The sequence below is a fragment of the Aurantiacibacter rhizosphaerae genome (genome assembly GCF_009807005.1).
Taxonomy (GTDB): Bacteria; Pseudomonadota; Alphaproteobacteria; order Sphingomonadales; family Sphingomonadaceae; genus Alteraurantiacibacter; species Alteraurantiacibacter rhizosphaerae.
In genome coordinates, this window is record NZ_WUBR01000001.1 from 1,492,545 (window position 1) to 1,512,463 (window position 19,919).

The following is a 19,919-nucleotide window of genomic DNA, read 5'->3' on the forward strand; positions in this document are numbered from 1 at the left end:
TGGCTTGCCTATTGCACCACGCGCACGTAATCGCAACGCCAGCTTTGCTGCATAGCGAAAAGCTGTGTCGCCATTCCTACATTCTTGCTGGAGCCCCCCACTCATGGAAATCGAATTTCGCAACTCATCGGACGCCGATTCGCCGCGCATTGTTGCGCGCATCCTCGATCTGGACAGCCTTCCGGGCGATCTGCCCGCCGCCATCAGCCAAGGGGCCGAAGCTTCGCGCTTTACCGGCAAGCCGGGCCAGGTGTTCGATGGCTTTGCCGAGGTGGATGGTAAGGTGGTGCGACTCGCGCTGGCCGGTGCCGGGAAAAAGGACAAGGAAGGCCGCCACGCCGCGCTGGAACGCGCTGGCGCTGCGCTGACCGCGAAATATCTGACCAGCGGCGAGACGGAGATGGCCATCGATGCCGGTGCCAGCGACCTTGATGCGACCGAAACGGCCGCAGTGCTGCTCGGCGCGCGACTGCGGGCATGGCGGTGGGACGAATACCGCACGAAGATGCGCGACGAACAGAAGCGCACCTTGAAAAAGGTCGTCGTGATCGGCGCCCCCGATGGCGCTCAGGATGAATGGACCGACGCGCAGGCCGTGGCTACCGGCGTTGAATTCACCCGCGAACTGGTGGCTGAACCTGCCAACATCATTTACCCCGAGAGCTTCGTTGAACGCTGCAACAAGCGGTTTGCCGGCACCGGCGCCGAACTGGTGGTGCTGGACGATGCCGAGATGGAAAAGCTGGGCATGGGCGCGCTGCTGGGCGTGGGCCTTGGTTCGGAACGCGCCTCTCGCGTGCTGGCGATCAAGTGGATGGGCGGCACCAAGGGTGAAGCGCCCGTGGCATTCGTGGGCAAGGGCGTCACCTTCGATACAGGTGGCATCTCGCTGAAGCCCGGACCCGGCATGGAAGACATGAAGTTTGACATGGGCGGCGCTGGCGCCGTTGCAGGCGCGATGCTGGCGCTGACGCTGCGCAAGGCGAAGGCCAATATCGTCGGCGTTTGCGGGCTGGTGGAAAACATGCCCGATGGCCGCGCCATGCGCCCCGGCGACGTGGTGACATCCATGTCCGGCCAGACGGTCGAGGTTCTCAACACCGATGCCGAGGGACGGCTGGTGCTGTGCGACGTGCTGACCTGGGTGCAAAAGGAATTCAAACCGGCGCGGATCGTGGATCTCGCCACCCTGACCGGCGCGATCCTGGTGTCGCTGGGCAGCGAGCATGCTGGCATCTTCTCCAACGATGACGATCTGGCGGACGACCTGCTGCACGCGGGCAAGCAGGCGGGTGACAAGCTGTGGCGTTTCCCGCTGGCGCCGGAATATGACAAGCTGCTCGACAGCCCGATTGCCGATATGAAGAACATCGGCGGCCGCTATGCCGGATCGATCACCGCCGCGCAGTTCCTGCAGCGCTTTATCGAGGATGATACCCCCTGGGCGCATCTGGATATCGCGGGCATGGTGTGGGCAGACAAACCCGGCGCCACCTGGGACAAGGGCGCCACCGGATATGGCGTTCGCCTGCTCGATCGCTTCATCCGTAACACGGTGAAGGGTTAAGGGCAGCGGCCGATGCCAAAAATGCGGCGCAAATCCGATTTACCGTCAAAGATTTGCGCCGCATGCGGCCTGCCTTTCAACTGGCGCAAGAAATGGGAGCGGGACTGGGATCATGTCCGCTATTGCTCCGAACGGTGCAAAAGGTCGAAAGGAAAGCCGGATGGCCAGAAATAGCATGGCAACTGGCGGGAAGGGCTGATGCGCGTCGATTTCTATCTGCTGTCTTCCGATACCGCGCCTGCCGCAATCGCGCTGCTGGCCGGAAAGGTGCGCAAGGCGGGTGAGCGCTTGCTGGTGGTGGCCGATGATCTCGCGCTGCTGGAAGACACCAGCCAGACCCTGTGGGAAGCCGCGCCGGAGGCTTTCCTCGCAAACGGTATCGCTGGTGACGAGCATGATGCTGCGCAACCTATCCTGCTGTCCAACGAGGTGGATCCCACAAACGGCGCCACCTTCCTGCTGATAGCCGATGGCTTATGGAGAGAGCCGGGCGAGGGGATTGCGCGTGTGCTGTACCTGTTCGATCAAAGCACGATTGCAGGCGCGCGGCAGACCTGGAAGGCGCTGGAAGATCGGGAAGGGCTGGAGCGCAAGTTCTGGAAACAGCAGGACGGCCGCTGGGTAGAGGGGCCATGACGCATAGTGCCGAGGGGCGCAAACTTTTAACGATTGAACTGGAAAAACCGATGCGCAAGATCACCCTGTTATCCGCCTTTGCACTCAGCCTTTCCGCCTGTGGCGGAAGCGATGAAAGCAGCGTTCAAACAGACGATGGCGAAACCATAGATTACAAGGTCGATACCGCAGGCGATGACAGCGAAATCCGCATCACCGGTGACGATGGTGAGGAGATGGTCATCAATTCCAGCGTCGGCGCTGATGTCAGCCTGCCCGATGGCTTCACCGTCTATCCCGGCGCTACAATCGTCAATTCCACCGTCATGAACCAGTCCGACGGGCAGGGCACGCTGGTGATCATGCAGAGCGATGATTCGCCCGAAGAGATGGCGGATTTCTACCGATCCCAGGCGGAAAAATCCGGTATCGCTATCGGAATGGAAGCGAGCTCCAACGGCGCGAAAATGGTAGCGGGGGAAAGCGATGACGGCGCCACCTTCAGCTTCAACGCAACATCATCGGGCGAGGGCACTACGGGACAGCTGGTGGTCGGCAAGGGACTGAACTAGGCAGCGGCAGGCCCAGTCGGCGCCGGTTGCACGATACGCAAGCCCGCTTGCCCTGCGCCTGCGGGGGCGCTAGGGGCCGCGCGAACTCACACCATATCGAATTCTCGCAAAGGAACTTCTCATGGCGGCTACCCGCACTTTCTCGATCATCAAGCCCGATGCCACCCGCCGCAACCTGACCGGCGCTGTTACCAAGATGCTGGAAGACGCCGGCCTGCGCATCGTCGCATCCAAGCGCATCCAGATGACCAAGGAACAGGCCGAAGGTTTCTACGCCGTTCACAAGGAACGCCCGTTCTTTGGCGAACTGGTTGAATTCATGATCAGCGGCCCGGTTGTGGTGCAGGTGCTGGAAGGCGAAGATGCCGTGGCTCGCAACCGCAAGGTAATGGGCGCCACCAACCCTGCCGATGCCGATGAAGGCACGATCCGCAAGGCTTATGCCGAAAGCATCGAGGCAAACTCGGTCCACGGTTCGGACAGCGAAGAAAACGCCAAGATCGAAATCGACTATTTCTTCAAGGAAGACGAAATCGTCGGCTGATCCCCGACATCCGATTTTCGAAGGTTAAAGCCAAACGGCGGCGGTGATTCGGTCACCGCCGCCGTTTTGTTATGCGAAATCAATTCGCCAAATAGCTCGCGCAGAACTGTATAACCGCGAATTTTTTTTGGATAACTTTTGTTACGCGGATGGCGCATGATTTCGCACTTTTGCATTACGTGCCAAATTCCGTATTCTTGAACGGCGCGCCGTCTTCTAGCGTTCAAATCAAACCGTCATATAACTGATAAATGTTAGTTTTTCGCCGTCCATTGCGGGCCGGGTCTTTGGAGGGGTGCGATGTTCTGGTCCAAGAAAACTCCCAAAAATACCGTCAAGCGCTTCATCGATGCGCTGAACAAGCGGGACTTCGCGCGGGTGGAAGAATTGCTGGCAGATGACTTTCGCCTGATCGATAATACCGGCCGCAGCCTGCAGGGCCGGGATCAGTGTCTTGAGCTGTTGGTTCGGCTTGCCGAATTGATCCCGGATTACGAGCTAACTGCGACCTCGATCGTTCAACGGGGTGAAGACATCCTGATTTCGGGGAGCTCTCAAACCACGGATCGCTTGATGGGAAGTGCCAGCCAGTGGCGCGCGCGTGCCAGCAAGGAAAAGATGCTGGAATGGCAGTCTTACGCCCGCGGCAGTGGGGCTTCCCTGATCGCGCAAGTCGCAAAATCCCTGCAATAGCTGCGCGGCGTCACGCTTGCGCAAATGCCTCATACGTCTTGGCATGCGCCTGATGACTGCCATTGGCTGCGCGGGCCTGCTCTTCGCGCATGTTCTTCTCCGCCTCTGGAGAAAGCGGCAGGCCAAGATCGTTATACACGCGGGCGATTTCCGCTTCCCAGTCATCGTTCAGGGCTTCGAATTCCACCACTGATAGCGGCCCGGTAAAGCTTTCCAGCGCGGCGGCCATCCGATCTTCACGCAAGGCAATCTTGCGCTGCATCTCGGTCTGGATCCAGTCGAAGTCCACATCATCGGACTGGATCGCCATCTGGTTTGCCACAAGGGACGCTGCGCTGCGGGCAAGATCCTTCTCGCAGCGGCGCGTCAGTACCACGCGCGCATCGGGAAACTGGGAGAGTAGGGCGGGAAGGTCTTCAGCAAATTGCGGCACTTTCAACACGCGGGGCCGATCCGCATTCTCGTGCCAGTTGGCATCGGTGCGCAGCATCCGGGCAAATTCACGGTACACCGGAGCGGGATCGCGCGCTTCGCTGAATGCGGTGAAGGTGGGGATGCGCCACTGCGCCTCGTAAGCGCAATGATCCAGCGCTGCTGCCAGCCATCCCAGTTCCTCATCAGCGCGCGTCACGCCAAATGGGTGGATGGAATCGAGCCATGGATCCAGCGCGCGGGCAAACATCAGCGTCAATGCAGACCATGCCGGGCGCGTATCGGGGGATCGCGGCACAGGCTGCCAGCTATCGCAGAAACGCGTGGCGGCCAGCGCCGGGTCCGCCGCCAACAGGCGATGCACGCGTGTCGTCCCGCTACGCATGTGGCCCACCACGATAACGGGCGGGGCCAGCGGGGTTTGCAGTATTTCGGGTTCCACCTGCCACAATGCGCCAAGCTCCAGCCGTTGCCGGATTGCCCGCACCAGCTGCCCGTGGGCCATGGTCAGACCCAGTGAATTGAGCTTGGCCGTGTCTTCCAGCGCCGCGCACAGCGCTTCCAGCCGGAGGCGGAAATCTGCGACATCGGCATCGGAGCGCGGGCCCTGTTCACCCGATGCGGGCGCATCGCGGGTGGCCTTGGCCCATAGGTCTTCGGGATTAAGCGTAGGCTTGTCACACAATCCGCGCCGCCAGGCCGTTTCCAGCCATCCGTTCACCCGGTCCACCCGTGGTGATCGAACGCAGGGGTGTGGACGCGGGGGCACGCTCATGGGTTAAAAATCGTCAGCGGCATCGTGCAGCCGGGTAAGCCGTTTGGGCGCGCAGCTGCGCCAACTTCTTTCAAGCCAATCAGAGACATGGTCCCAATCAACGCTCGCCTGGTTCAATATGATCCCGACCCAGCCACTGGCCCCGTAATATGCGGGTTTGAAATAGGTGCCGGGCGCCGTTTCCACCAGGCCCGCCAGTTCATCCGCGCCGCCGGTTTTCACTAGCACAGCGATGTGATCGGTCCCGTGAAACTGATCCTGGAAATAGGCGAAGTACTTGCCGCTTTTGCCGCCGGTGCGCCAGCCGGGGCTGCCGTGGCTGTCGCGCTCCTCCGTCTCCGGCAAGGAAAGGGCGAGGCTCCGCACTTTTTCCAGCAGCCAGTCTGCACGTTGTGTGCGGCTGACATATTGCGCCACCATGCGGGGATACAGCTGGTATTCGGCCAGGATGACGCGGCTTGCCAGGCTATCCGCCGTATCATGCGGCAGGATGGCCACGGGCACTTGACCCAGCAATGGCCCGCCATCCAGTTCCGGCGTCACCACGTGAACCGAGCAGCCGCCGAATTCCTCGCCCGCGTCAATCGCGCGCTGGTGCGTATCCAGCCCCTTGTACTTCGGCAGCAGGGAAGGGTGGGTGTTGACCATCCGTTCCTCCCAACCGCTGACGAAATCGGCGGTGAGGATGCGCATGTATCCGCACAGGGCCAGGTACTCCGCGCCGCTATCGCGCAGGGCGGCGTCCATGATCTTTTCATGCTCGCGCCGATCCATGCCGTGGTGATCGTGGGCGAAGGTGGCAATGCCCTCCGCCGCAGCGATTTTCAGGCCCGGCGCATCGGGATTGTTGCTGGCGACCAGCACGATCTCATAGGGGCAATCGGGCAGGCGCGACTGGAACAGCAGGGCAGACATCGTGGTGCCATTGCCGGAAAGCAGGCACGCGATTCGCGCCTTCGCCGGTTTCTTGGCGGGCACGCCGTCAGGCCCGTTCTCAGGTCCGGTTTCAGGCCCCTCCTTAGGCATCGTGCTCGGCAACCCAGTCTTCACGCGCAGACCAGGTGCCGGCGGAACCCTTCACCGTGCAGCCGCGCTGGCCATCCACGATCTCGCCGATTCGGATGATTTCCTCACCTGCTTCGGTAAGGGCTTGGGTGACGGTTTCCACCTTGTCCGGCGTCACCGCCAGCACCATGCCCACGCCGCAGTTGAAGGTGCGAGCCATTTCGCCCGGCTCGATATTCCCCTGTGCCTGCAGGAAGGCCATCAGCCGCGACTGTTCCCAGCTATCGGCATCCACCACGGCGCGCGCGCCTTCGGGCAGAACGCGCGGCAGGTTTTCCAGCAAGCCGCCGCCGGTAATATGCGCAAGCGCGTCAATATGGCCCGCGCGCACGGTGGGCAGCAGGCTTTTGACATAAATGCGAGTCGGCGCGATCAGCGCGTCGATCAAAAGCTGGTCCGCATCGAAAAGGGCGGGACGCTCCAGCTTCCAGCCCTTGTCTGCAGCAAGGCGGCGCACCAGGGAAAAGCCGTTGGAATGCACGCCCGAACTGGCGAGACCCAGCAAAACATGGCCCGGCGCAACGCGTTCGCCGGTCAATTGCTCGCCGCGCTCCACCGCGCCGACGCAGAAGCCGGCCAGATCGTAATCACCCTGGGCATACATGCCGGGCATTTCCGCCGTTTCGCCGCCGATCAGCGCGCAGCCTGCATCCTTGCAGCCTTGCGCAATGCCCGCGATCACCCGCTCCGCAATGCCGTTCTCCAGCTTGCCGGTGGCGAAATAGTCCAGGAAGAACAGCGGCTCTGCGCCCTGAACGATCAGGTCATTCACGCACATGGCCACAAGATCGATGCCCACCGTATCGTGCCGGTCGGTATCGATGGCCAGTTTCAGCTTTGTGCCAACGCCATCGTTGCCGGCCACCAGCAACGGATCTTTATAACCCGCTGCCCGTGGATCGAAGAAGCCGCCAAAGCCGCCGATTTCACCGTCCGCGCCGGGGCGCATCGTGGCCTTCACAAGCGGGCCGATTGCCTTCACAAGACGGTTGCCCGCATCGATGGAGACGCCGGCCTGCTCATAGGTGTAGGATTGTTTGTCCGAATTCATACCACCGCCATAGTCATTCAGGCTTGGAATTCCACTCGCCTTTCGGCAAAAGGCCCTCGAATTCCCCGATGAACATAGTTTTCCCCCTTTTCCGGCACCATCACAGCCGCATGCCCGCCCTGATCGCGGCGGTGTGCCTGATTGCGCTTGCCGCTTTCGCAGCCGTGTCGCTCACCGCGCAGGTTTCCGGCAATCGCGGTATCGCGCCCGTCGCCAGCAGCAGCGATATCGACGTTGGCGGTATCGAGGTGAATGTGACCGGCGAAAGCGCGGAAGAAGCGCGCGCCAACGGCTGGCGAGAGGCGCAGCGCCTGGCCTGGGCCAAGATAGACGGGCCGGAAATTCCCGATTCGCGACTCGATTCGCTGGTGGCTGCCATCGTTGTGGAGGAAGAAAGCATCGGCCCGCGCCGTTATGTGGCGCGGCTTGGCGTGATTTTCGATCGGCAGAGAGCCGGCGCCCTGCTGGGCGCAGGTGGGGAGCGTGCGCGATCCGCCCCAATGCTGACGCTGCCGGTGCTGATGACCGGTGGAACGCAGACCATGTTCGAGGTGCGCAATCCGTGGCAGCGCGCCTGGGCGGAATATCAGTTCGGCTCCAGCACCATCGATTATGTTCGCCCGTCCGGTTCCGGCGGCGAATCGCTGCTGCTGACCTATGGGCAGAGCGGCAGGCGCAGCCGTGCGTGGTGGAACAACATTCTCGACCAATTCGGCGCGGCAGATGTGCTGGTGCCCATCGCCAGCCTGCGCTGGGAATGGCCCGGCGGCCCGGTGGAAGGGCATTTCACCGCGCGGCACGGTCCGGACAATCGCTATCTCGCTGATTTCACCATGAAGGCAGACAGTGCCGCGGAACTTCCCGCCATGCTGCGCCGCGCAGTCGCGCGCTTCAACGAGATTTTCGCTGCCGCGCTGGCGGAGGGGACGTTGCAGCCCGATCCCACGCTGACGCTGGATAATATCGAGATCAGCCCGGAGATTCGCGCTATCCTGGAACAGGCGCGCGATGCCGAATTGGCGGCCGCCAATGCCGCGGCGAACGCCCGCGATACAAACGCAGACGCCGCGCCCAGCACGCCAACGCCAACGGCAGAGCCCGCGGTCACCACGGCCAGCTACGGCATTCAGGCGGCAACGCCTGCAGCATCCGATTTCGACGGTACACTGTCGGCCCTGCGCGCGCTTCCCGGTGTTTCGCGGGTAACGGTGCGGTCCACCGCCATCGGCGGCGCGTCGGTGTTCGATGTGACCTATGCGGGTGAACTGCCTGCGCTTGCCGCCTTGCTGCGCCAGCGGGGCTGGGCGGTTAACGAAGGGCAGAACGCTCTCGGCATCTCTCGCTAGGGCCCTTGGCTGATGAGCCAGTTTGCCCTGCCACTTGCCGCCAGCGGCCGGGGACCGGCGCGGATCGTGATCGGTAATGCCAACCGCGATGTTGCAGAGGCGCTGGTGGCGACGGAAAACTGGCCATTTCGCACCGCCGTCCTCACCGGGCCGCCCCGCTCGGGTAAATCGCTGCTGGCGCGCTGGTTCGTCAATAATGCGCCTGCGGGCACCCGGCGCGATGCCATCGACGATGCGCAGCACATGCCGGAGGACGAGGTTTTCCATCGCTGGAACCGGGCGCAGGAAAGCGGCACCGATCTGCTGATCGTGGGCGTAGAGCCGCCGTGGAATATCACGCTGCCCGATCTGCGGTCCCGCCTTGGCGGATCGCTGCAACTGGATATCGGCCAGCCTGACGATGACATGGCGCGCGACCTGCTGCTTTCGCTGGCGCAGGAGCGGGGCCTGCCCCTGCGGGATGATGCGGCCGATTACCTGGTTCCGCGCGCGTCCCGTTCGCAGGTGGAGCTGGAAAAACTGGTGGCCACGATCGACCGCTTGTCTCTTGAACGAAAGGCCCCACCTAACATGGGAATCTGGCGCGCCGCGCTGGAAGCCGTGCACGGGCCAGAGGAACCCCGCTTGATCTGATCGGATTTTGGTGGGACATTGGAGCAACGATGTTCGAGAGACTTATCGCCTATCTGGACTCGATCCACGCACGCGATCCGGCGCCACGATCGCGCTGGGAAATCCTGCTTTATCCGGGGGTTCTGGCCGTCGGCATGCACAAGATCGCGCATTGGCTGTTCGAGGCGAATATGTTTTTCGTGGCGCGTCTGGTGAACCATCTCTCCCGCTGGATGACCGCCATCGATATTCATCCCGGCGCCAAGATCGGGAAGAATTTCTTTATCGATCATGGTTTTACTGTGATCGGTGAAACCGCCGAAATTGGCGACAACGTGACGATCTACCAATGCGTGACGCTGGGCGGCACGAACCCCACCAATGGCGAGGGCGGCAAACGCCATCCCACCTTGGCCGACAATGTGATCATCGGGTCCGGCGCGCAGGTGATCGGCCCGATCACCGTGGGAGAGCGCGCCCGCGTGGGTGCCAATGCCGTGGTAACGGACGATGTGCCAGAAGGGGCAACGATGATCGGCTTGAAGGCGCGGTCCACCCTGGTGCCTGCCGAAACATGGCTGCGCGAATTTATCCCCTATGGCACGCCCTGTGATGAACCGTGCGAGCCTGCGCCAACCGAAAGAGTGCAGGCGCTGGAAGCGGAAATCGCGCAATTGCGACTGGAAATGTCGGAAATGCGCAAGCATCTGCCTGCCACGGGCGATGAGAGCCAGAACCGCCAGAGCGGGGCACAGCACTGATGGCGGCCCATGGCGGTGCCAACAATATCGTTGCCTTTCCGGGTCAGCGCCCGCCCGAACAGGTTGGGTTTGACCGGCGCGAGCTGAACCATATCCTCAACCTCTACGGTCGCATGGTCGCCGCCGGCGAGTGGCGCGATTACGCGATGGAATTCACGAAGGATTGCGCCACTTTCGCAGCCTTCCGCCGCACAGCCGAAGTGCCGCAGATGCGGCTGGAGAAGCGCCCGGCCTTGCACACGAAGCAGGGCATGTGGGCGCTGTTCGGTGAACACGGCCAGATCCTGAAGCGCGGGCATGAACTAGCTAACGTGCTCGCCCCGATAGAGCGCCGCCTGCTGAAACTGGTGGACTAGGACGCGCTCCGTAGAGAGCGTCCGTCCGGAACGTCAGGCGGGGCTCAGGCCTTCCAGCGTGCCCACCAGTTCATCGAAATGGTCGATCATGGCATCGCCGCCAAGTTCGCCAACCGGCACATCATTATAGCCATATCGATAGGTGACCACCGGACAGCCGGCATTGCGGGCCGCACGCACGTCAAAGGTGGAATCGCCTACCATCGCCGCTGCTCCACCGCCGCAATCCTTTATGGCGGCCAGCAGCATATCCGGCGCGGGCTTGGCCTTCTCTCGCCCGAAGGTATCGCCGCCGTGGATGGCGCAGAACCTGTCTGTCATGCCCAGCGCCTCGATCAACTGGCGGGCGGGTTTTTCTGCCTTGTTGGTGCACACGGCCAGCTTGCAGCCCCTGTCTGCCAGCACGTCCAGCGCATTCAGCACGCCGGGGAAGGGCACGGTATTGTCAGCAATATGGGCCCAGTAATGTTCCAGCAGGGCATTGCTCAGTTCTTCAAAGCGTTCTTTGGAAACGGCCCCACCGGTCTGCTCTAGCCCGCGTTCCAGCATGGGCACGGCGCCGCCGCCGATCAGCTGGCGCACTTGGGACAGGGGCAATTGCTCTCTACCCTCCAGCGCCAGTGCGTGATTGATCGCGGGGCCAAGGTCGAGATTGGAATCGACCAGCGTGCCGTCGAGGTCGAAAAGGACGATATCGAAAGGAAATTTTGCCATCGTGCCGCCATGTGGTGCTCACATATGGAAACTGCAATGAAATGGTGGCATGGGCCGCGATATGAGTGAAAGACCGATAGCCGCCATCATCCTTGCCGCCGGCAAGGGAACCCGCATGAACAGCAGCCGCCACAAGGTGCTGCACGAAGTTGCGGGCCGCCCCATGATCGAACACCTGCTTGCCAGTGTAGACCGGCTGGAGCCTCATACGCTGGTCACCATCGTGGGCGAATATCGGGAGCAGCTGGAAGAACGCCTTGCGCAGCGATGCGTTTTTGGCGTGCAGGATCCGCAACTGGGCACCGGCCACGCCGTGCAGCAGGCAGAGGATGCGCTGGCCGATTTTGATGGCGATGTGCTGGTGCTGTATGGCGATGTGCCCTTCGTGAAAACGCAGACGATGCGCGCCATGATCGATCGCCTGCGCGCCGATGATGCGCCCGCTGCCGTGGTGCTGGGCTTTGAACCCGATGATCCGCTGCGCTATGGCCGCGTGGTTTCCCAGCAGGGCCAGATCATCAAGATGGTGGAATATAAGGACGCGTCCGAGGACGAGCGAGCCTGCACCATGTGCAATTCCGGCCTGCTGGCGGCGCGTTCAGAAGACCTTTTCGCCCTGCTGTCACGCGTGAAGAATGAAAATGCGCAGGCCGAATATTACCTGCCCGATATCGTGAACATTGCCATTGCCGATGGCCGCAATTGCGCCGTTGTCTCTTGTGACAGCGCGGAAGAGGTGGCCGGCATCAACAGCCGCGCCGAACTCGCCGCGGCAGAGGCGCAGTGGCAGGAAACCGCTCGGGAGGACGCCATGGCCAACGGCGTTACCCTGCGCGCGCCCGAAACCGTGTTCTTCAGCTATGATACGCAGCTTGCGCCCGATGTGGTGGTGGAACCCAATGTGGTGTTCGGCCCCGGTGTCACGGTGGCCAGCGGCGCATTGATTCGCGCGTTCAGCCATCTTGAGGGCGCGCGTGTTGATGAAGGGGTGGAAGTCGGGCCCTACGCACGGTTGCGGCCCGGTGCCGTGCTGGAAGCCAACAGCAAGGTCGGCAATTTTGTCGAGATCAAGAAAACCACGCTTGGCGAAGGGGCGAAGGCCAATCACCTCTCCTATCTGGGCGATGCCACGGTGGGCGCGGGCGCCAATATCGGCGCAGGCACCATCACCTGCAATTACGATGGCTATTTCAAGCATCAGACCAAGATCGGGCCGCGCGCCTTTATCGGCTCCAACTCTGCCCTGATCGCGCCGGTGAACATCGGTGCCGATGCCATCGTTGCGGCAGGCAGCGCAGTCAGCCGCGATGTGAATGATGGCGATCTGCGCATGGTGCGGGCGGATCAGCTGGTGAAGCCGGGCTGGGCGGATCGCTTCCACGACGCGATGAAGAAGAAAAAGGCCGCGGCAAAGAAGAATGGCTGAGCGCACATTCACCGATGAACAGCTTGCGCTGGTGTTGCAGGCCTCTCGTGATTTCGCCTTTGAGCAGATCGCGCAAGGCATGCCGGTATTGCCCTTCGCCTGCGTGGTGAAGCCGGATGGCGAAATGGGCTTTACCCGCTTTGCCGAACCCGGAACGGACAAGACCCCGGACGAGGTGCTGGCACTGACGCACAGCGAAGTGGCGAAGGAGGCTGCCAGCGGCGGACTGATCGCCGCGGCCATCATCTCTGCGGTAAAGCTGGATCAGCCGGATGACGGGATGGACGATGCCATCCGTATCCAGGTGGAAGCACCGGGTTTCGCCCGGCATTTCCTCGCCTATTATTCCGTGGGCGATGCAGAGGGCGGCTCTATCCCGCTGCAAGCGGGCAGACTGGTGCCTTTCGATGCCGATCCTGCCATTTTCGATGGCTGACGCGGCCATTTTCCATTCAGCATCGCGCAGGCAGGGCGCCTATCGCAATATTTTCACGTTTTATATGAACCTCGTCGTCTAAAAGGCGACAAAGGCAAATTTAGGGGACCATCGCCAGATGTGCGGAATTATCGGAATTGTGGGCCAGCGCGATGTTGCTGCGCGATTGGTGGATGGCCTGCGCCGGATGGAATATCGCGGTTATGACAGTGCGGGCATCTGCACCGCGCATGATGGCCAGCTGCTGCGCCGCCGTGCGGAGGGCAAGCTGGTAGGCCTGGTGAACGAACTGGCGCAAAATCCCGCTTCTGGCAGCACCGGCATCGCCCACACGCGCTGGGCCACCCACGGCGCCCCGGTTGAAAAAAACGCGCATCCCCATGCGACCGAGCACGTGGCGCTGGTGCACAATGGCATTATCGAGAACTTCAAGGAATTGCGGGACGAATTGCGCGCCGATGGCCGCACTTTCGAAAGCGAGACCGATACCGAAGTCGTCGTCCACTTGATCTCCCGCCGGATCGAGCAGGGCCTGGCCCCTGAAGATGCCGTTGCCGAAGTGCTGCCGCGCCTGCGCGGTGCCTTTGCGCTGGCCATCGTCTTTCGCGATCATCCCGATATGCTGATAGGTGCGCGGCTCGGCTCTCCGCTGGTGGTGGGTTATGGCGAGGGAGAGATGTATCTCGGCTCCGACGCGCTGGCTCTTGCCCCGCTGACGCAGCAGATCGCCTATCTGGAAGAAGGTGACTGGGTCACCATCACCAGGGACAGCGCCACGATCCGCGATCTGGACGGCAACACCGTTGAACGCGCCGTGCAGGAATCCGGCGCAACCGCCGCGATGATCGAGAAGGGCAATTACAACCACTTCATGCAGAAGGAAATTTTTGAGCAGCCTACCGTGGTTGCCCAGACGCTGCGTTCCTATCTGCGCCCCGGCGAACAGCGCGTCGCCCTGCCGCAGATCGATTTCGACATTTCCAGCATTGATCGCGTGACGATCGTGGCTTGCGGCACATCCTATTACGCCGCGATGGTGGCGAAATACTGGTTCGAGCAATTTGCCCGCGTGCCGGTGGATATCGATTTCGCCAGCGAGTTTCGATATCGCGAACCCGTGCTGACCAAGGGCGGTCTGGCGCTGTTCATTTCCCAAAGCGGTGAGACGGCGGATACGCTGGCAGCCCTGCGCCATTGCCGGGAGCAGGGCCAGGTCATCGCTGCCGTGGTGAACGTGCCCACCAGTTCCATGGCGCGGGAGGCGGATCTGCTGCTGCCAACCCATGCAGGCCCAGAAATCGGCGTGGCGTCCACCAAGGCATTCACCTGTCAGCTGGCCGTGCTTGCCGCCCTTTCCGCGCATTTCGCGGTGAAGAAGGGCCTGATGGATCGCGAGGAAGAGGCAGAGGTGGTGAAGCACCTGCTGGAAGCACCGGCTTGCCTCAACGCCGCGCTGGACCATGATGAAGATATCGCCGCGATGGCGCACCTGATCGCCCCGGCACGCGATGTGCTGTATCTGGGGCGCGGGGCGGATTTCCCGCTGGCGCTGGAAGGTGCGCTGAAGCTGAAGGAAATCAGCTACATCCATGCAGAGGGCTATGCCAGCGGAGAGATGAAGCACGGCCCCATCGCGCTGATCGACGATTCGGTTCCGGTCATCGTGCTGGCACCGTCCGGCCCGCTGTTCGACAAGACCGTTTCCAACATGCAGGAGGTGCAGGCGCGCGGCGGCAAGGTCGTGTTGATTTCCGATGCCAAGGGCATTGCCCAGGCAGGCGAGGATTGCATGGCCGTGATCGAGATGCCGAAGGTGCATCCGCTGATCGCACCGCTGGTTTATGCCGTTCCCGTGCAGTTGCTGGCCTATCACGTGGCCGTGGCCAAGGGCACCGATGTAGATCAGCCGCGCAATCTGGCGAAATCCGTAACCGTGGAATAATATTCGCTTTTTCAGAGATTCAGACCCGGCGCTTTACCACCCACTAACCTTTGAGCAGGTAGTGCGAGTGGGTGAGCGATAAACACTCTGGATTACCGACACTTCCGCTGCAGATGAGTTTTCTGCAGGTGATCGGCTTGCGTGACCCGGGTGAGGGCGATTGGACCCGGCTGCGCACGCTCCAGTATTCAGAGCTGCACAAGGTTTCCATGATCCGCTTTACCGCCCATGGGCTGGCGGCGATGCTGACCGTGGCGCTGTACATGAACAGTATCGCGCACTGGGTGCTGGGCATCTGGCTGCTGAGTGTGGTTGCCGCCGTGTGGAACGTGGGCCGCATCGATCGCAAGTTCATCGATATCGAGGCGCGCGGCGTCCAGTGGAACGAGTTCACCCGGCAGGCGCTGGGCGTGGCGGGGTGTACCGTGCCATGGGCCGCAGCGCTGATGTTCTTCGTGCCGGAGGGGACTTCGGCAGACCATTTCGCGCTGTGGGCGGTGGTGGCCATGCTGGTTGCGGGAAGCGCGGCGACGATGGCCAGCGCGCCTGTCGCCATCGTGGTTTTCGATCTGGTCGTGGGCGCGACCGGCGTTGCTTCCTTTATCCTGGCGGGCGACATCATGTTCGCAATCGCCGCTGCTGTTTACACCGTGACCATCGTGGCGGGCGCCTTGCGATCCGCCCGTACATATCTCAGCGCCAAGATTGCCGAGGCCGGCGTTGCGGAAAAGGACGAGGTGGTTTCCCTGCTGTTGCGCGAGTTCGAGGAAAAGGAATCGGACTGGCTGTGGCAGGTCGATACCAATCGCCGCATCCGCTCTGCATCGCCTCGCTTCGCCTTTGCCTTTGGCGCAGCGCCAGAGAACCTGGAGGGCGAGAGCTTTATCAAGCTGATTGCCGGATCGTCGTGGGAAAGCGGTGAATTTCCGCGCAGTCTGCACGAACTGGCCGAGAAGCTGAAGCGGCGCGAACATTTCTCCAACCTCCTGGTGCAGGTCTATCTTGAGACCGGCCGCCGCTGGTGGGAGCTTTCCGGCACGCCGATGTATGACGATAACGGCAGCTATGTCGGCTTTCGAGGTGTTGGCTCCGACGTGACGGAGCAGCGGGACCGGGATGAGAAGATTGCCTATCTCGCCCGCTACGACACGCTCACCGGCCTGCCAAACCGCCTGATGCTGACAGAGGCGCTGGGCGATGCCATGCGCTATGCCGATCAGTGGAAATCGCGCTGCGCCTTCCTCATGATCGATCTCGACCGCTTCAAGGCAGTGAACGATTCGCTGGGGCACCAGTTGGGTGACAGGCTGCTGGCCAGCGTGTCCAAACGCCTCGCCGGTGTGATCACCGATAACGAGCAGTGCGGCAGACTGGGCGGAGACGAATTTGCCGTGGTCATCCGCGATGCCAGTGACAAGGGCCGCGTGGACAAGCTGGCCAATGCCATCATCAGCGCCCTTTCGCAGCCCTATACGATCGACAATCACACCCTGTTTATCGGGGCCAGCGTTGGCTCTGCCATCGGGCCGCGCGATGGATCCTCTGTGGAAACCCTGATGCGCAACGCCGATCTTGCCCTCTATCGGGCGAAGGATGAAGGCGGGAACACGCATTATCAATACGTGCCGTCGCTGCACGCCAATGCGGAAGAGCGCCGCAAGCTGGAGCTTTCGCTGCGCCGGGCAATCAGCCACAACGAGCTGGAGCTAAATTTCCAGCCGGTGGTCAACGCCCGCAGCGAAACCGTGGTGAGTTTCGAGGCGCTGCTGCGCTGGAACAGCGCGGAGCACGGTTTCGTAAGCCCTGTTAAATTCATCCCGCTGGCAGAAGATACCCGCCTGATTGTGCCCATCGGCGAATGGGTGCTGCACGAGGCATGCCGCGAAGCCGCACGCTGGCCGGACGATATCAAGGTGGCGGTGAACGTATCGGGAGAGCAATTGCTCGAACCCAATTTCGCCGGCACCGTGGTGCGCGCGCTGGCCGAGACTGGCCTACCTGCTCACCGGCTGGAGGTAGAGGTTACCGAGAGCGTTTTCCTGCGTGACGGACGCATCGCGCGCCAGGCGCTGGAAGAGATCATGGCGCTGGGCTGTTCCATCGCACTGGATGATTTCGGCACCGGTTATTCCTCGCTCGGCTATTTGCGGACCCTGCGGTTCTCCACCATCAAGGTGGACAAGAGCTTCGTTCAGGGCGCAACGCATGACAGCCAGGAAAGCCTGGCAATCATCCGCGCCGTTGTGGCCATGGCCCGCAGCCTTGAAATGACCACCACCGCAGAAGGTGTGGAGGATGCAGAGCAGGCTGCGCTGATCCGCGAACTGGGCTGCACCAAGATCCAGGGTTATTATTTTGGCCGCCCGATGAAGGCGGTGGAAGCCCGATCTCTGGTGGTAAAAAGCAACAACACAATTCGCGCGGCGTAGATTGTTTTCCGCTAGATGCGCAACAAGCTGCGCCCGCTGCGGGAGGCCGGTCGGCCTTTGCGGTCCGCTAGGTGCGGACCGTTCTTGTAGGCAAGTTTAGGAACGCGCGCGGCGAACAGTCGCGAGATCAGGCCCCTACCAGGCTCCCGATCACGCTTTCGAACAGGCGCCTGCCATCGCTGCCGCCATGGTCGGCCTCGATAGCGCGTTCGGGGTGCGGCATCATGCCCAGCACGTTGCCACGCTCGTTCAGGATACCGGCGATATCGCGGCGCGATCCGTTGCAGTTCTCGGCATAGCGGAAGGCCACGCGGCCTTCGCCTTCAATGCGGTCCAGCACGTCATCCGCAGCGAAGTAGTTGCCATCGTGGTGGGCAACCGGGATCTGGATCGTCTCACCCTTGGCATATGCGCTGGTGAAGATGCTGCCCGCGTTTTCCACCACCAGCGGCACGGTGCGGCAGATGAAGTGCTGCGCTGCGTTGCGCATCAGCGCGCCGGGCAGCAATCGCGCCTCCGTCAGCACCTGGAAGCCGTTGCACACGCCCAGCACGGGCACGCCGCGCTCTGCCGCCGCCACGACGGAGCGCATGATCGGGCTGTTGGCCGCCATCGCGCCGCTGCGCAGGTAATCGCCATAGGAAAAACCGCCGGGCAGGGCGATGAAATCAAGGCCGTCGGGCAGTTCGGCATCACCATGCCAAACCTTTACCGGCTCCCTGCCCGATACGTCTCGCAGCGCGACCCACATGTCGCGGTCGCAATTCGATCCGGGGAATGTGACGACTGCGGTCTTCATGCAGCAACCTTCTCGATGCGGTAATTCTCGATCACCATGTTGGCGAGCAGCTTCTGGCACATCTCGTCCAGCGCCTCGTCGCTGGTGTCATCGGCCACTTCCATCTCCACCAGGCGACCGATGCGAACATCGTCGACGCCCTTGAACCCCAGCCCATCCAGCGCGTGGTGGACGGCACGGCCCTGCGGATCGAGCACGCCGGGCTTCAGGCTTACATGGATGCGGACTTTCATGGGGCGGGCCTTTCGCGGCGGGTTGGATAAAGGAGCGTGAATTTGCCGCTGCCTATGGCGATTGGGGGCGATTCCCGCAAGAGGCGCGCCATGATTGCGCCGGGGAAGCATGCCCGTTTTCCAGCTAATGTGGAACACATGGAACACTGTCCTGATGACAAAAATGTCGATGGCCCCGCGAGGCTGATCGAAGGCGGGCTGGCAGGAAGAAGGAAACGGTTGCATCGCATGGCGCGTTAGTGTGCGACTGGCGCGTAGGACAGGCGCGCGGCAAAGGGGCCAGACGAACATGATTTCGACCGAGAAGTTCACCTTCACCGGCAAGCAGGGCCAATCGCTGGACGGGCGGCTGGAACTGCCGCTGTATATCAAGCCGCGTGCCGCCGCGCTGTTCGCCCATTGCTTCACCTGTACCAAGCAGAGCCATGCCGCCACGCGCGTTGCCTCCGCCCTGGCGGCGAGGGGTATTGCCGTGCTGCGCTTTGATTTCACCGGTCTGGGCGGCAGCGACGGCGATTTTGCCAATGCGGGCTTTGCCACCAATGTGGAGGACCTGGCCTGCGCGGCGCGGGCTCTGGCAGATCGGGGCCTGCCGCCTGTCCTCCTGATCGGGCATTCGCTGGGCGGCGCGGCTGCGCTGGCGGCAGCGGCGCATATCCCGCAATTGCGCGCCGTGGCCACGCTGAACGCGCCCTATGATGCGGCCCATGTGTTCGAACATTTCGGCGATGCCATCGACGATATCGAGCAAAGCGGCGAAGGCGAAGTGACCTTGGCAGGCCGCAAGTTCCGCATCGCGCGCGAATTCCTGGAGCAGGGGCGGGACCAGCCGCAGGCCCAGCGGATCGCCGATCTTGGCCTGCCCCTGATGGTGCTGCATTGCCCGCAGGACGAGGTGGTGAGCATCGACAATGCACGCCTGATCTTCGAGGCGGCGATGCACCCCAAGAGCTTCGTCGCGCTGGATGATGCCGATCACCTGCTGACGAAACCGGGCGCTGCGGAATATGCGGCCAACATGATTGCCTCTTGGGCCACTCCCTATCTGGCAGACCTGCCGATGGAGCCGCGCGAGGATTTTGCCGGCACGGTGGAAGTTTCAACCGCTGGCGGCAAATTCGCCCAGTGGGTGCGCACGCCCCGCCACGAATTCATCGCGGACGAGCCGGAAAGCTATGGCGGCAGCGACCATGGGCCCACGCCTTACGACCTGCTGCTGGCAGCCCTTGGCACATGCACCAGCATGACGATCAAGATGTATGCCGATCGCACGAAGATTCCGCTGGAAAAGGTGCGGATCGAGATGGAGCACAGCCGCGATCACGTGGCTGATTGCACCGATTGCGAGGACAAGGGCCTGCCAATCCAGGTGATCGACCGGGCGATAGAGCTTTCAGGCGATCTTACCGAGGAACAGCGCAAGCGGCTGATGGAAATTGCCGACAAATGCCCGGTTCACAAGACGCTGGAGGGTGAACTCCATATCCACTCGACCCTGATCGACGACGGATAGGGTTAGGCGTGAATAGCACCGGGGGAGGGGGCACGCGG

Annotated in this window: 22 protein-coding genes; 15 read left to right on the forward strand and 7 right to left on the reverse strand. The window is 62.1% G+C overall.

Going from position 1 to position 19,919, the window contains the following annotated elements:
• The first annotated feature begins 103 nt into the window (after positions 1-103).
• From GRF63_RS06985 to ndk, 5 genes are all read left to right on the forward strand, one after another.
• Positions 104-1,567: a leucyl aminopeptidase gene (locus GRF63_RS06985; RefSeq protein WP_160485199.1), complete on the forward strand. Its 1,464-nt coding sequence runs from the start codon at positions 104-106 to the stop codon at positions 1,565-1,567.
• 12 nt (positions 1,568-1,579) lie between these two features.
• Positions 1,580-1,741 carry a DUF2256 domain-containing protein gene (locus tag GRF63_RS06990; protein ID WP_160485200.1) on the forward strand — a complete coding sequence of 54 codons (162 nt, stop codon included), beginning with the start codon at positions 1,580-1,582 and terminating at the stop codon, positions 1,739-1,741.
• Positions 1,742-1,765: 24 nt separating this feature from the next.
• Positions 1,766-2,203 (forward strand): DNA polymerase III subunit chi, encoded by a 438-nt coding sequence (locus GRF63_RS06995; protein WP_160485201.1) that lies wholly within the window; start codon positions 1,766-1,768, stop codon positions 2,201-2,203.
• The gene (locus GRF63_RS07000) at positions 2,200-2,754 is read left to right on the forward strand and encodes a hypothetical protein (RefSeq protein WP_160485202.1); all 555 of its coding nucleotides are present in this window, start codon (positions 2,200-2,202) and stop codon (positions 2,752-2,754) included. The genes GRF63_RS06995 and GRF63_RS07000 overlap by 4 nt, the downstream gene beginning before the upstream one ends.
• A 121-nt stretch (positions 2,755-2,875) precedes the next feature.
• A complete protein-coding gene (ndk, locus tag GRF63_RS07005) occupies positions 2,876-3,298 on the forward strand; it encodes a nucleoside-diphosphate kinase (RefSeq protein ID WP_160485203.1) in 423 nt (140 codons plus the stop codon).
• Here ndk and GRF63_RS07010 read toward each other — a convergent pair.
• Complete coding sequence (locus tag GRF63_RS07010; protein ID WP_160485204.1) at positions 3,265-3,456, reverse strand: hypothetical protein; 192 nt, start codon at positions 3,454-3,456, stop codon at positions 3,265-3,267. The two genes, ndk and GRF63_RS07010, sit on opposite strands and share 34 nt — an antisense overlap.
• A gap of 142 nt (positions 3,457-3,598) precedes the next feature.
• On the opposite strand from GRF63_RS07010, the gene GRF63_RS07015 reads away from it, so the two are divergent.
• Positions 3,599-3,991, forward strand: a complete 393-nt coding sequence (locus GRF63_RS07015) for a nuclear transport factor 2 family protein (protein WP_160485205.1) — start codon at positions 3,599-3,601, stop codon at positions 3,989-3,991.
• A 10-nt stretch (positions 3,992-4,001) separates the two neighbouring features.
• Here the strand turns inward: GRF63_RS07015 and GRF63_RS07020 are convergent, their stop codons facing one another.
• Genes GRF63_RS07020 through purM form a run of 3 tightly spaced genes read right to left on the reverse strand, consistent with a single transcriptional unit; the run spans position 4,002 to position 7,314 of the window.
• The gene (locus GRF63_RS07020) at positions 4,002-5,198 is read right to left on the reverse strand and encodes a sulfotransferase (protein WP_160485206.1); all 1,197 of its coding nucleotides are present in this window, start codon (positions 5,196-5,198) and stop codon (positions 4,002-4,004) included.
• Between the two features lie 3 nt (positions 5,199-5,201).
• Entirely contained in the window at positions 5,202-6,224 is a 1,023-nt protein-coding gene (purN, locus tag GRF63_RS07025) for a phosphoribosylglycinamide formyltransferase (RefSeq protein ID WP_160485207.1), read from the reverse strand.
• Complete coding sequence (purM, locus tag GRF63_RS07030; RefSeq protein ID WP_160485208.1) at positions 6,217-7,314, reverse strand: phosphoribosylformylglycinamidine cyclo-ligase; 1,098 nt, start codon at positions 7,312-7,314, stop codon at positions 6,217-6,219. Before purM ends, purN begins: the two co-directional genes overlap by 8 nt.
• A gap of 68 nt (positions 7,315-7,382) precedes the next feature.
• Here purM and GRF63_RS07035 point away from each other — a divergent pair, with 68 nt between their 5' ends.
• Genes GRF63_RS07035 through GRF63_RS07050 form a run of 4 tightly spaced genes read left to right on the forward strand, consistent with a single transcriptional unit; the run spans position 7,383 to position 10,389 of the window.
• Complete coding sequence (locus tag GRF63_RS07035) at positions 7,383-8,660, forward strand: heavy-metal-associated domain-containing protein (RefSeq protein ID WP_160485209.1); 1,278 nt, start codon at positions 7,383-7,385, stop codon at positions 8,658-8,660.
• A gap of 12 nt (positions 8,661-8,672) precedes the next feature.
• Positions 8,673-9,293 (forward strand): HdaA/DnaA family protein, encoded by a 621-nt coding sequence (locus tag GRF63_RS07040; RefSeq protein WP_160485210.1) that lies wholly within the window; start codon positions 8,673-8,675, stop codon positions 9,291-9,293.
• Positions 9,294-9,322: 29 nt separating this feature from the next.
• Positions 9,323-10,033, forward strand: a complete 711-nt coding sequence (gene epsC, locus GRF63_RS07045; protein WP_160485211.1) for a serine O-acetyltransferase EpsC — start codon at positions 9,323-9,325, stop codon at positions 10,031-10,033.
• Positions 10,033-10,389, forward strand: a complete 357-nt coding sequence (locus GRF63_RS07050; RefSeq protein ID WP_160485212.1) for a DUF2794 domain-containing protein — start codon at positions 10,033-10,035, stop codon at positions 10,387-10,389. The genes epsC and GRF63_RS07050 overlap by 1 nt, the downstream gene beginning before the upstream one ends.
• Before the next feature lie 33 nt (positions 10,390-10,422).
• Here GRF63_RS07050 and GRF63_RS07055 read toward each other — a convergent pair whose 3' ends face one another.
• Positions 10,423-11,103 (reverse strand): HAD-IA family hydrolase, encoded by a 681-nt coding sequence (locus GRF63_RS07055; RefSeq protein WP_160485213.1) that lies wholly within the window; start codon positions 11,101-11,103, stop codon positions 10,423-10,425.
• Between the two features lie 61 nt (positions 11,104-11,164).
• Between GRF63_RS07055 and glmU the strand changes: the two genes are divergently transcribed.
• From glmU to GRF63_RS07075, 4 genes are all read left to right on the forward strand, one after another.
• Positions 11,165-12,529, forward strand: coding sequence for a bifunctional UDP-N-acetylglucosamine diphosphorylase/glucosamine-1-phosphate N-acetyltransferase GlmU (glmU, locus tag GRF63_RS07060; protein ID WP_237392315.1), 1,365 nt, complete (start codon positions 11,165-11,167; stop codon positions 12,527-12,529).
• On the forward strand, positions 12,522-12,965 hold the full coding sequence (locus tag GRF63_RS07065; RefSeq protein ID WP_160485215.1) for a hypothetical protein: 444 nt from the start codon (positions 12,522-12,524) through the stop codon (positions 12,963-12,965). Before glmU ends, GRF63_RS07065 begins: the two co-directional genes overlap by 8 nt.
• Before the next feature lie 118 nt (positions 12,966-13,083).
• Complete coding sequence (gene glmS / locus GRF63_RS07070; protein ID WP_160485216.1) at positions 13,084-14,907, forward strand: glutamine--fructose-6-phosphate transaminase (isomerizing); 1,824 nt, start codon at positions 13,084-13,086, stop codon at positions 14,905-14,907.
• Positions 14,908-15,020: 113 nt separating this feature from the next.
• Positions 15,021-17,336 carry a putative bifunctional diguanylate cyclase/phosphodiesterase gene (locus tag GRF63_RS07075; RefSeq protein WP_160485217.1) on the forward strand — a complete coding sequence of 772 codons (2,316 nt, stop codon included), beginning with the start codon at positions 15,021-15,023 and terminating at the stop codon, positions 17,334-17,336.
• Between the two features lie 127 nt (positions 17,337-17,463).
• On the opposite strand, the gene purQ is transcribed toward GRF63_RS07075, so the two are convergent.
• Together purQ and purS are read right to left on the reverse strand one after the other, a co-directional pair.
• Positions 17,464-18,135, reverse strand: a complete 672-nt coding sequence (purQ, locus tag GRF63_RS07080) for a phosphoribosylformylglycinamidine synthase subunit PurQ (protein WP_160485218.1) — start codon at positions 18,133-18,135, stop codon at positions 17,464-17,466.
• Entirely contained in the window at positions 18,132-18,368 is a 237-nt protein-coding gene (purS, locus tag GRF63_RS07085) for a phosphoribosylformylglycinamidine synthase subunit PurS (protein ID WP_160485219.1), read from the reverse strand. Before purS ends, purQ begins: the two co-directional genes overlap by 4 nt.
• Before the next feature lie 289 nt (positions 18,369-18,657).
• On the opposite strand from purS, the gene GRF63_RS07090 reads away from it, so the two are divergent.
• Positions 18,658-19,881, forward strand: coding sequence for a bifunctional alpha/beta hydrolase/OsmC family protein (locus GRF63_RS07090; RefSeq protein WP_202131581.1), 1,224 nt, complete (start codon positions 18,658-18,660; stop codon positions 19,879-19,881).
• The last annotated feature ends 38 nt before the right edge of the window (positions 19,882-19,919 follow it).

Coding starts and splice junctions, on each gene's coding strand:
- GRF63_RS06985 (WP_160485199.1), top strand. CDS start 104: ATGGAAATCGAATTTCGCAACTCATCGGACGCCGATTCGCCGCGCATT.
- GRF63_RS06990 (WP_160485200.1), top strand. CDS start 1,580: ATGCCAAAAATGCGGCGCAAATCCGATTTACCGTCAAAGATTTGCGCC.
- GRF63_RS06995 (WP_160485201.1), top strand. CDS start 1,766: ATGCGCGTCGATTTCTATCTGCTGTCTTCCGATACCGCGCCTGCCGCA.
- GRF63_RS07000 (WP_160485202.1), top strand. CDS start 2,200: ATGACGCATAGTGCCGAGGGGCGCAAACTTTTAACGATTGAACTGGAA.
- ndk (WP_160485203.1), top strand. CDS start 2,876: ATGGCGGCTACCCGCACTTTCTCGATCATCAAGCCCGATGCCACCCGC.
- GRF63_RS07010 (WP_160485204.1), bottom strand. CDS start 3,456: ATGCGCCATCCGCGTAACAAAAGTTATCCAAAAAAAATTCGCGGTTAT.
- GRF63_RS07015 (WP_160485205.1), top strand. CDS start 3,599: ATGTTCTGGTCCAAGAAAACTCCCAAAAATACCGTCAAGCGCTTCATC.
- GRF63_RS07020 (WP_160485206.1), bottom strand. CDS start 5,198: ATGAGCGTGCCCCCGCGTCCACACCCCTGCGTTCGATCACCACGGGTG.
- purN (WP_160485207.1), bottom strand. CDS start 6,224: ATGCCTAAGGAGGGGCCTGAAACCGGACCTGAGAACGGGCCTGACGGC.
- purM (WP_160485208.1), bottom strand. CDS start 7,314: ATGAATTCGGACAAACAATCCTACACCTATGAGCAGGCCGGCGTCTCC.
- GRF63_RS07035 (WP_160485209.1), top strand. CDS start 7,383: ATGAACATAGTTTTCCCCCTTTTCCGGCACCATCACAGCCGCATGCCC.
- GRF63_RS07040 (WP_160485210.1), top strand. CDS start 8,673: ATGAGCCAGTTTGCCCTGCCACTTGCCGCCAGCGGCCGGGGACCGGCG.
- epsC (WP_160485211.1), top strand. CDS start 9,323: ATGTTCGAGAGACTTATCGCCTATCTGGACTCGATCCACGCACGCGAT.
- GRF63_RS07050 (WP_160485212.1), top strand. CDS start 10,033: ATGGCGGCCCATGGCGGTGCCAACAATATCGTTGCCTTTCCGGGTCAG.
- GRF63_RS07055 (WP_160485213.1), bottom strand. CDS start 11,103: ATGGCAAAATTTCCTTTCGATATCGTCCTTTTCGACCTCGACGGCACG.
- glmU (WP_237392315.1), top strand. CDS start 11,165: ATGAGTGAAAGACCGATAGCCGCCATCATCCTTGCCGCCGGCAAGGGA.
- GRF63_RS07065 (WP_160485215.1), top strand. CDS start 12,522: ATGGCTGAGCGCACATTCACCGATGAACAGCTTGCGCTGGTGTTGCAG.
- glmS (WP_160485216.1), top strand. CDS start 13,084: ATGTGCGGAATTATCGGAATTGTGGGCCAGCGCGATGTTGCTGCGCGA.
- GRF63_RS07075 (WP_160485217.1), top strand. CDS start 15,021: ATGAGTTTTCTGCAGGTGATCGGCTTGCGTGACCCGGGTGAGGGCGAT.
- purQ (WP_160485218.1), bottom strand. CDS start 18,135: ATGAAGACCGCAGTCGTCACATTCCCCGGATCGAATTGCGACCGCGAC.
- purS (WP_160485219.1), bottom strand. CDS start 18,368: ATGAAAGTCCGCATCCATGTAAGCCTGAAGCCCGGCGTGCTCGATCCG.
- GRF63_RS07090 (WP_202131581.1), top strand. CDS start 18,658: ATGATTTCGACCGAGAAGTTCACCTTCACCGGCAAGCAGGGCCAATCG.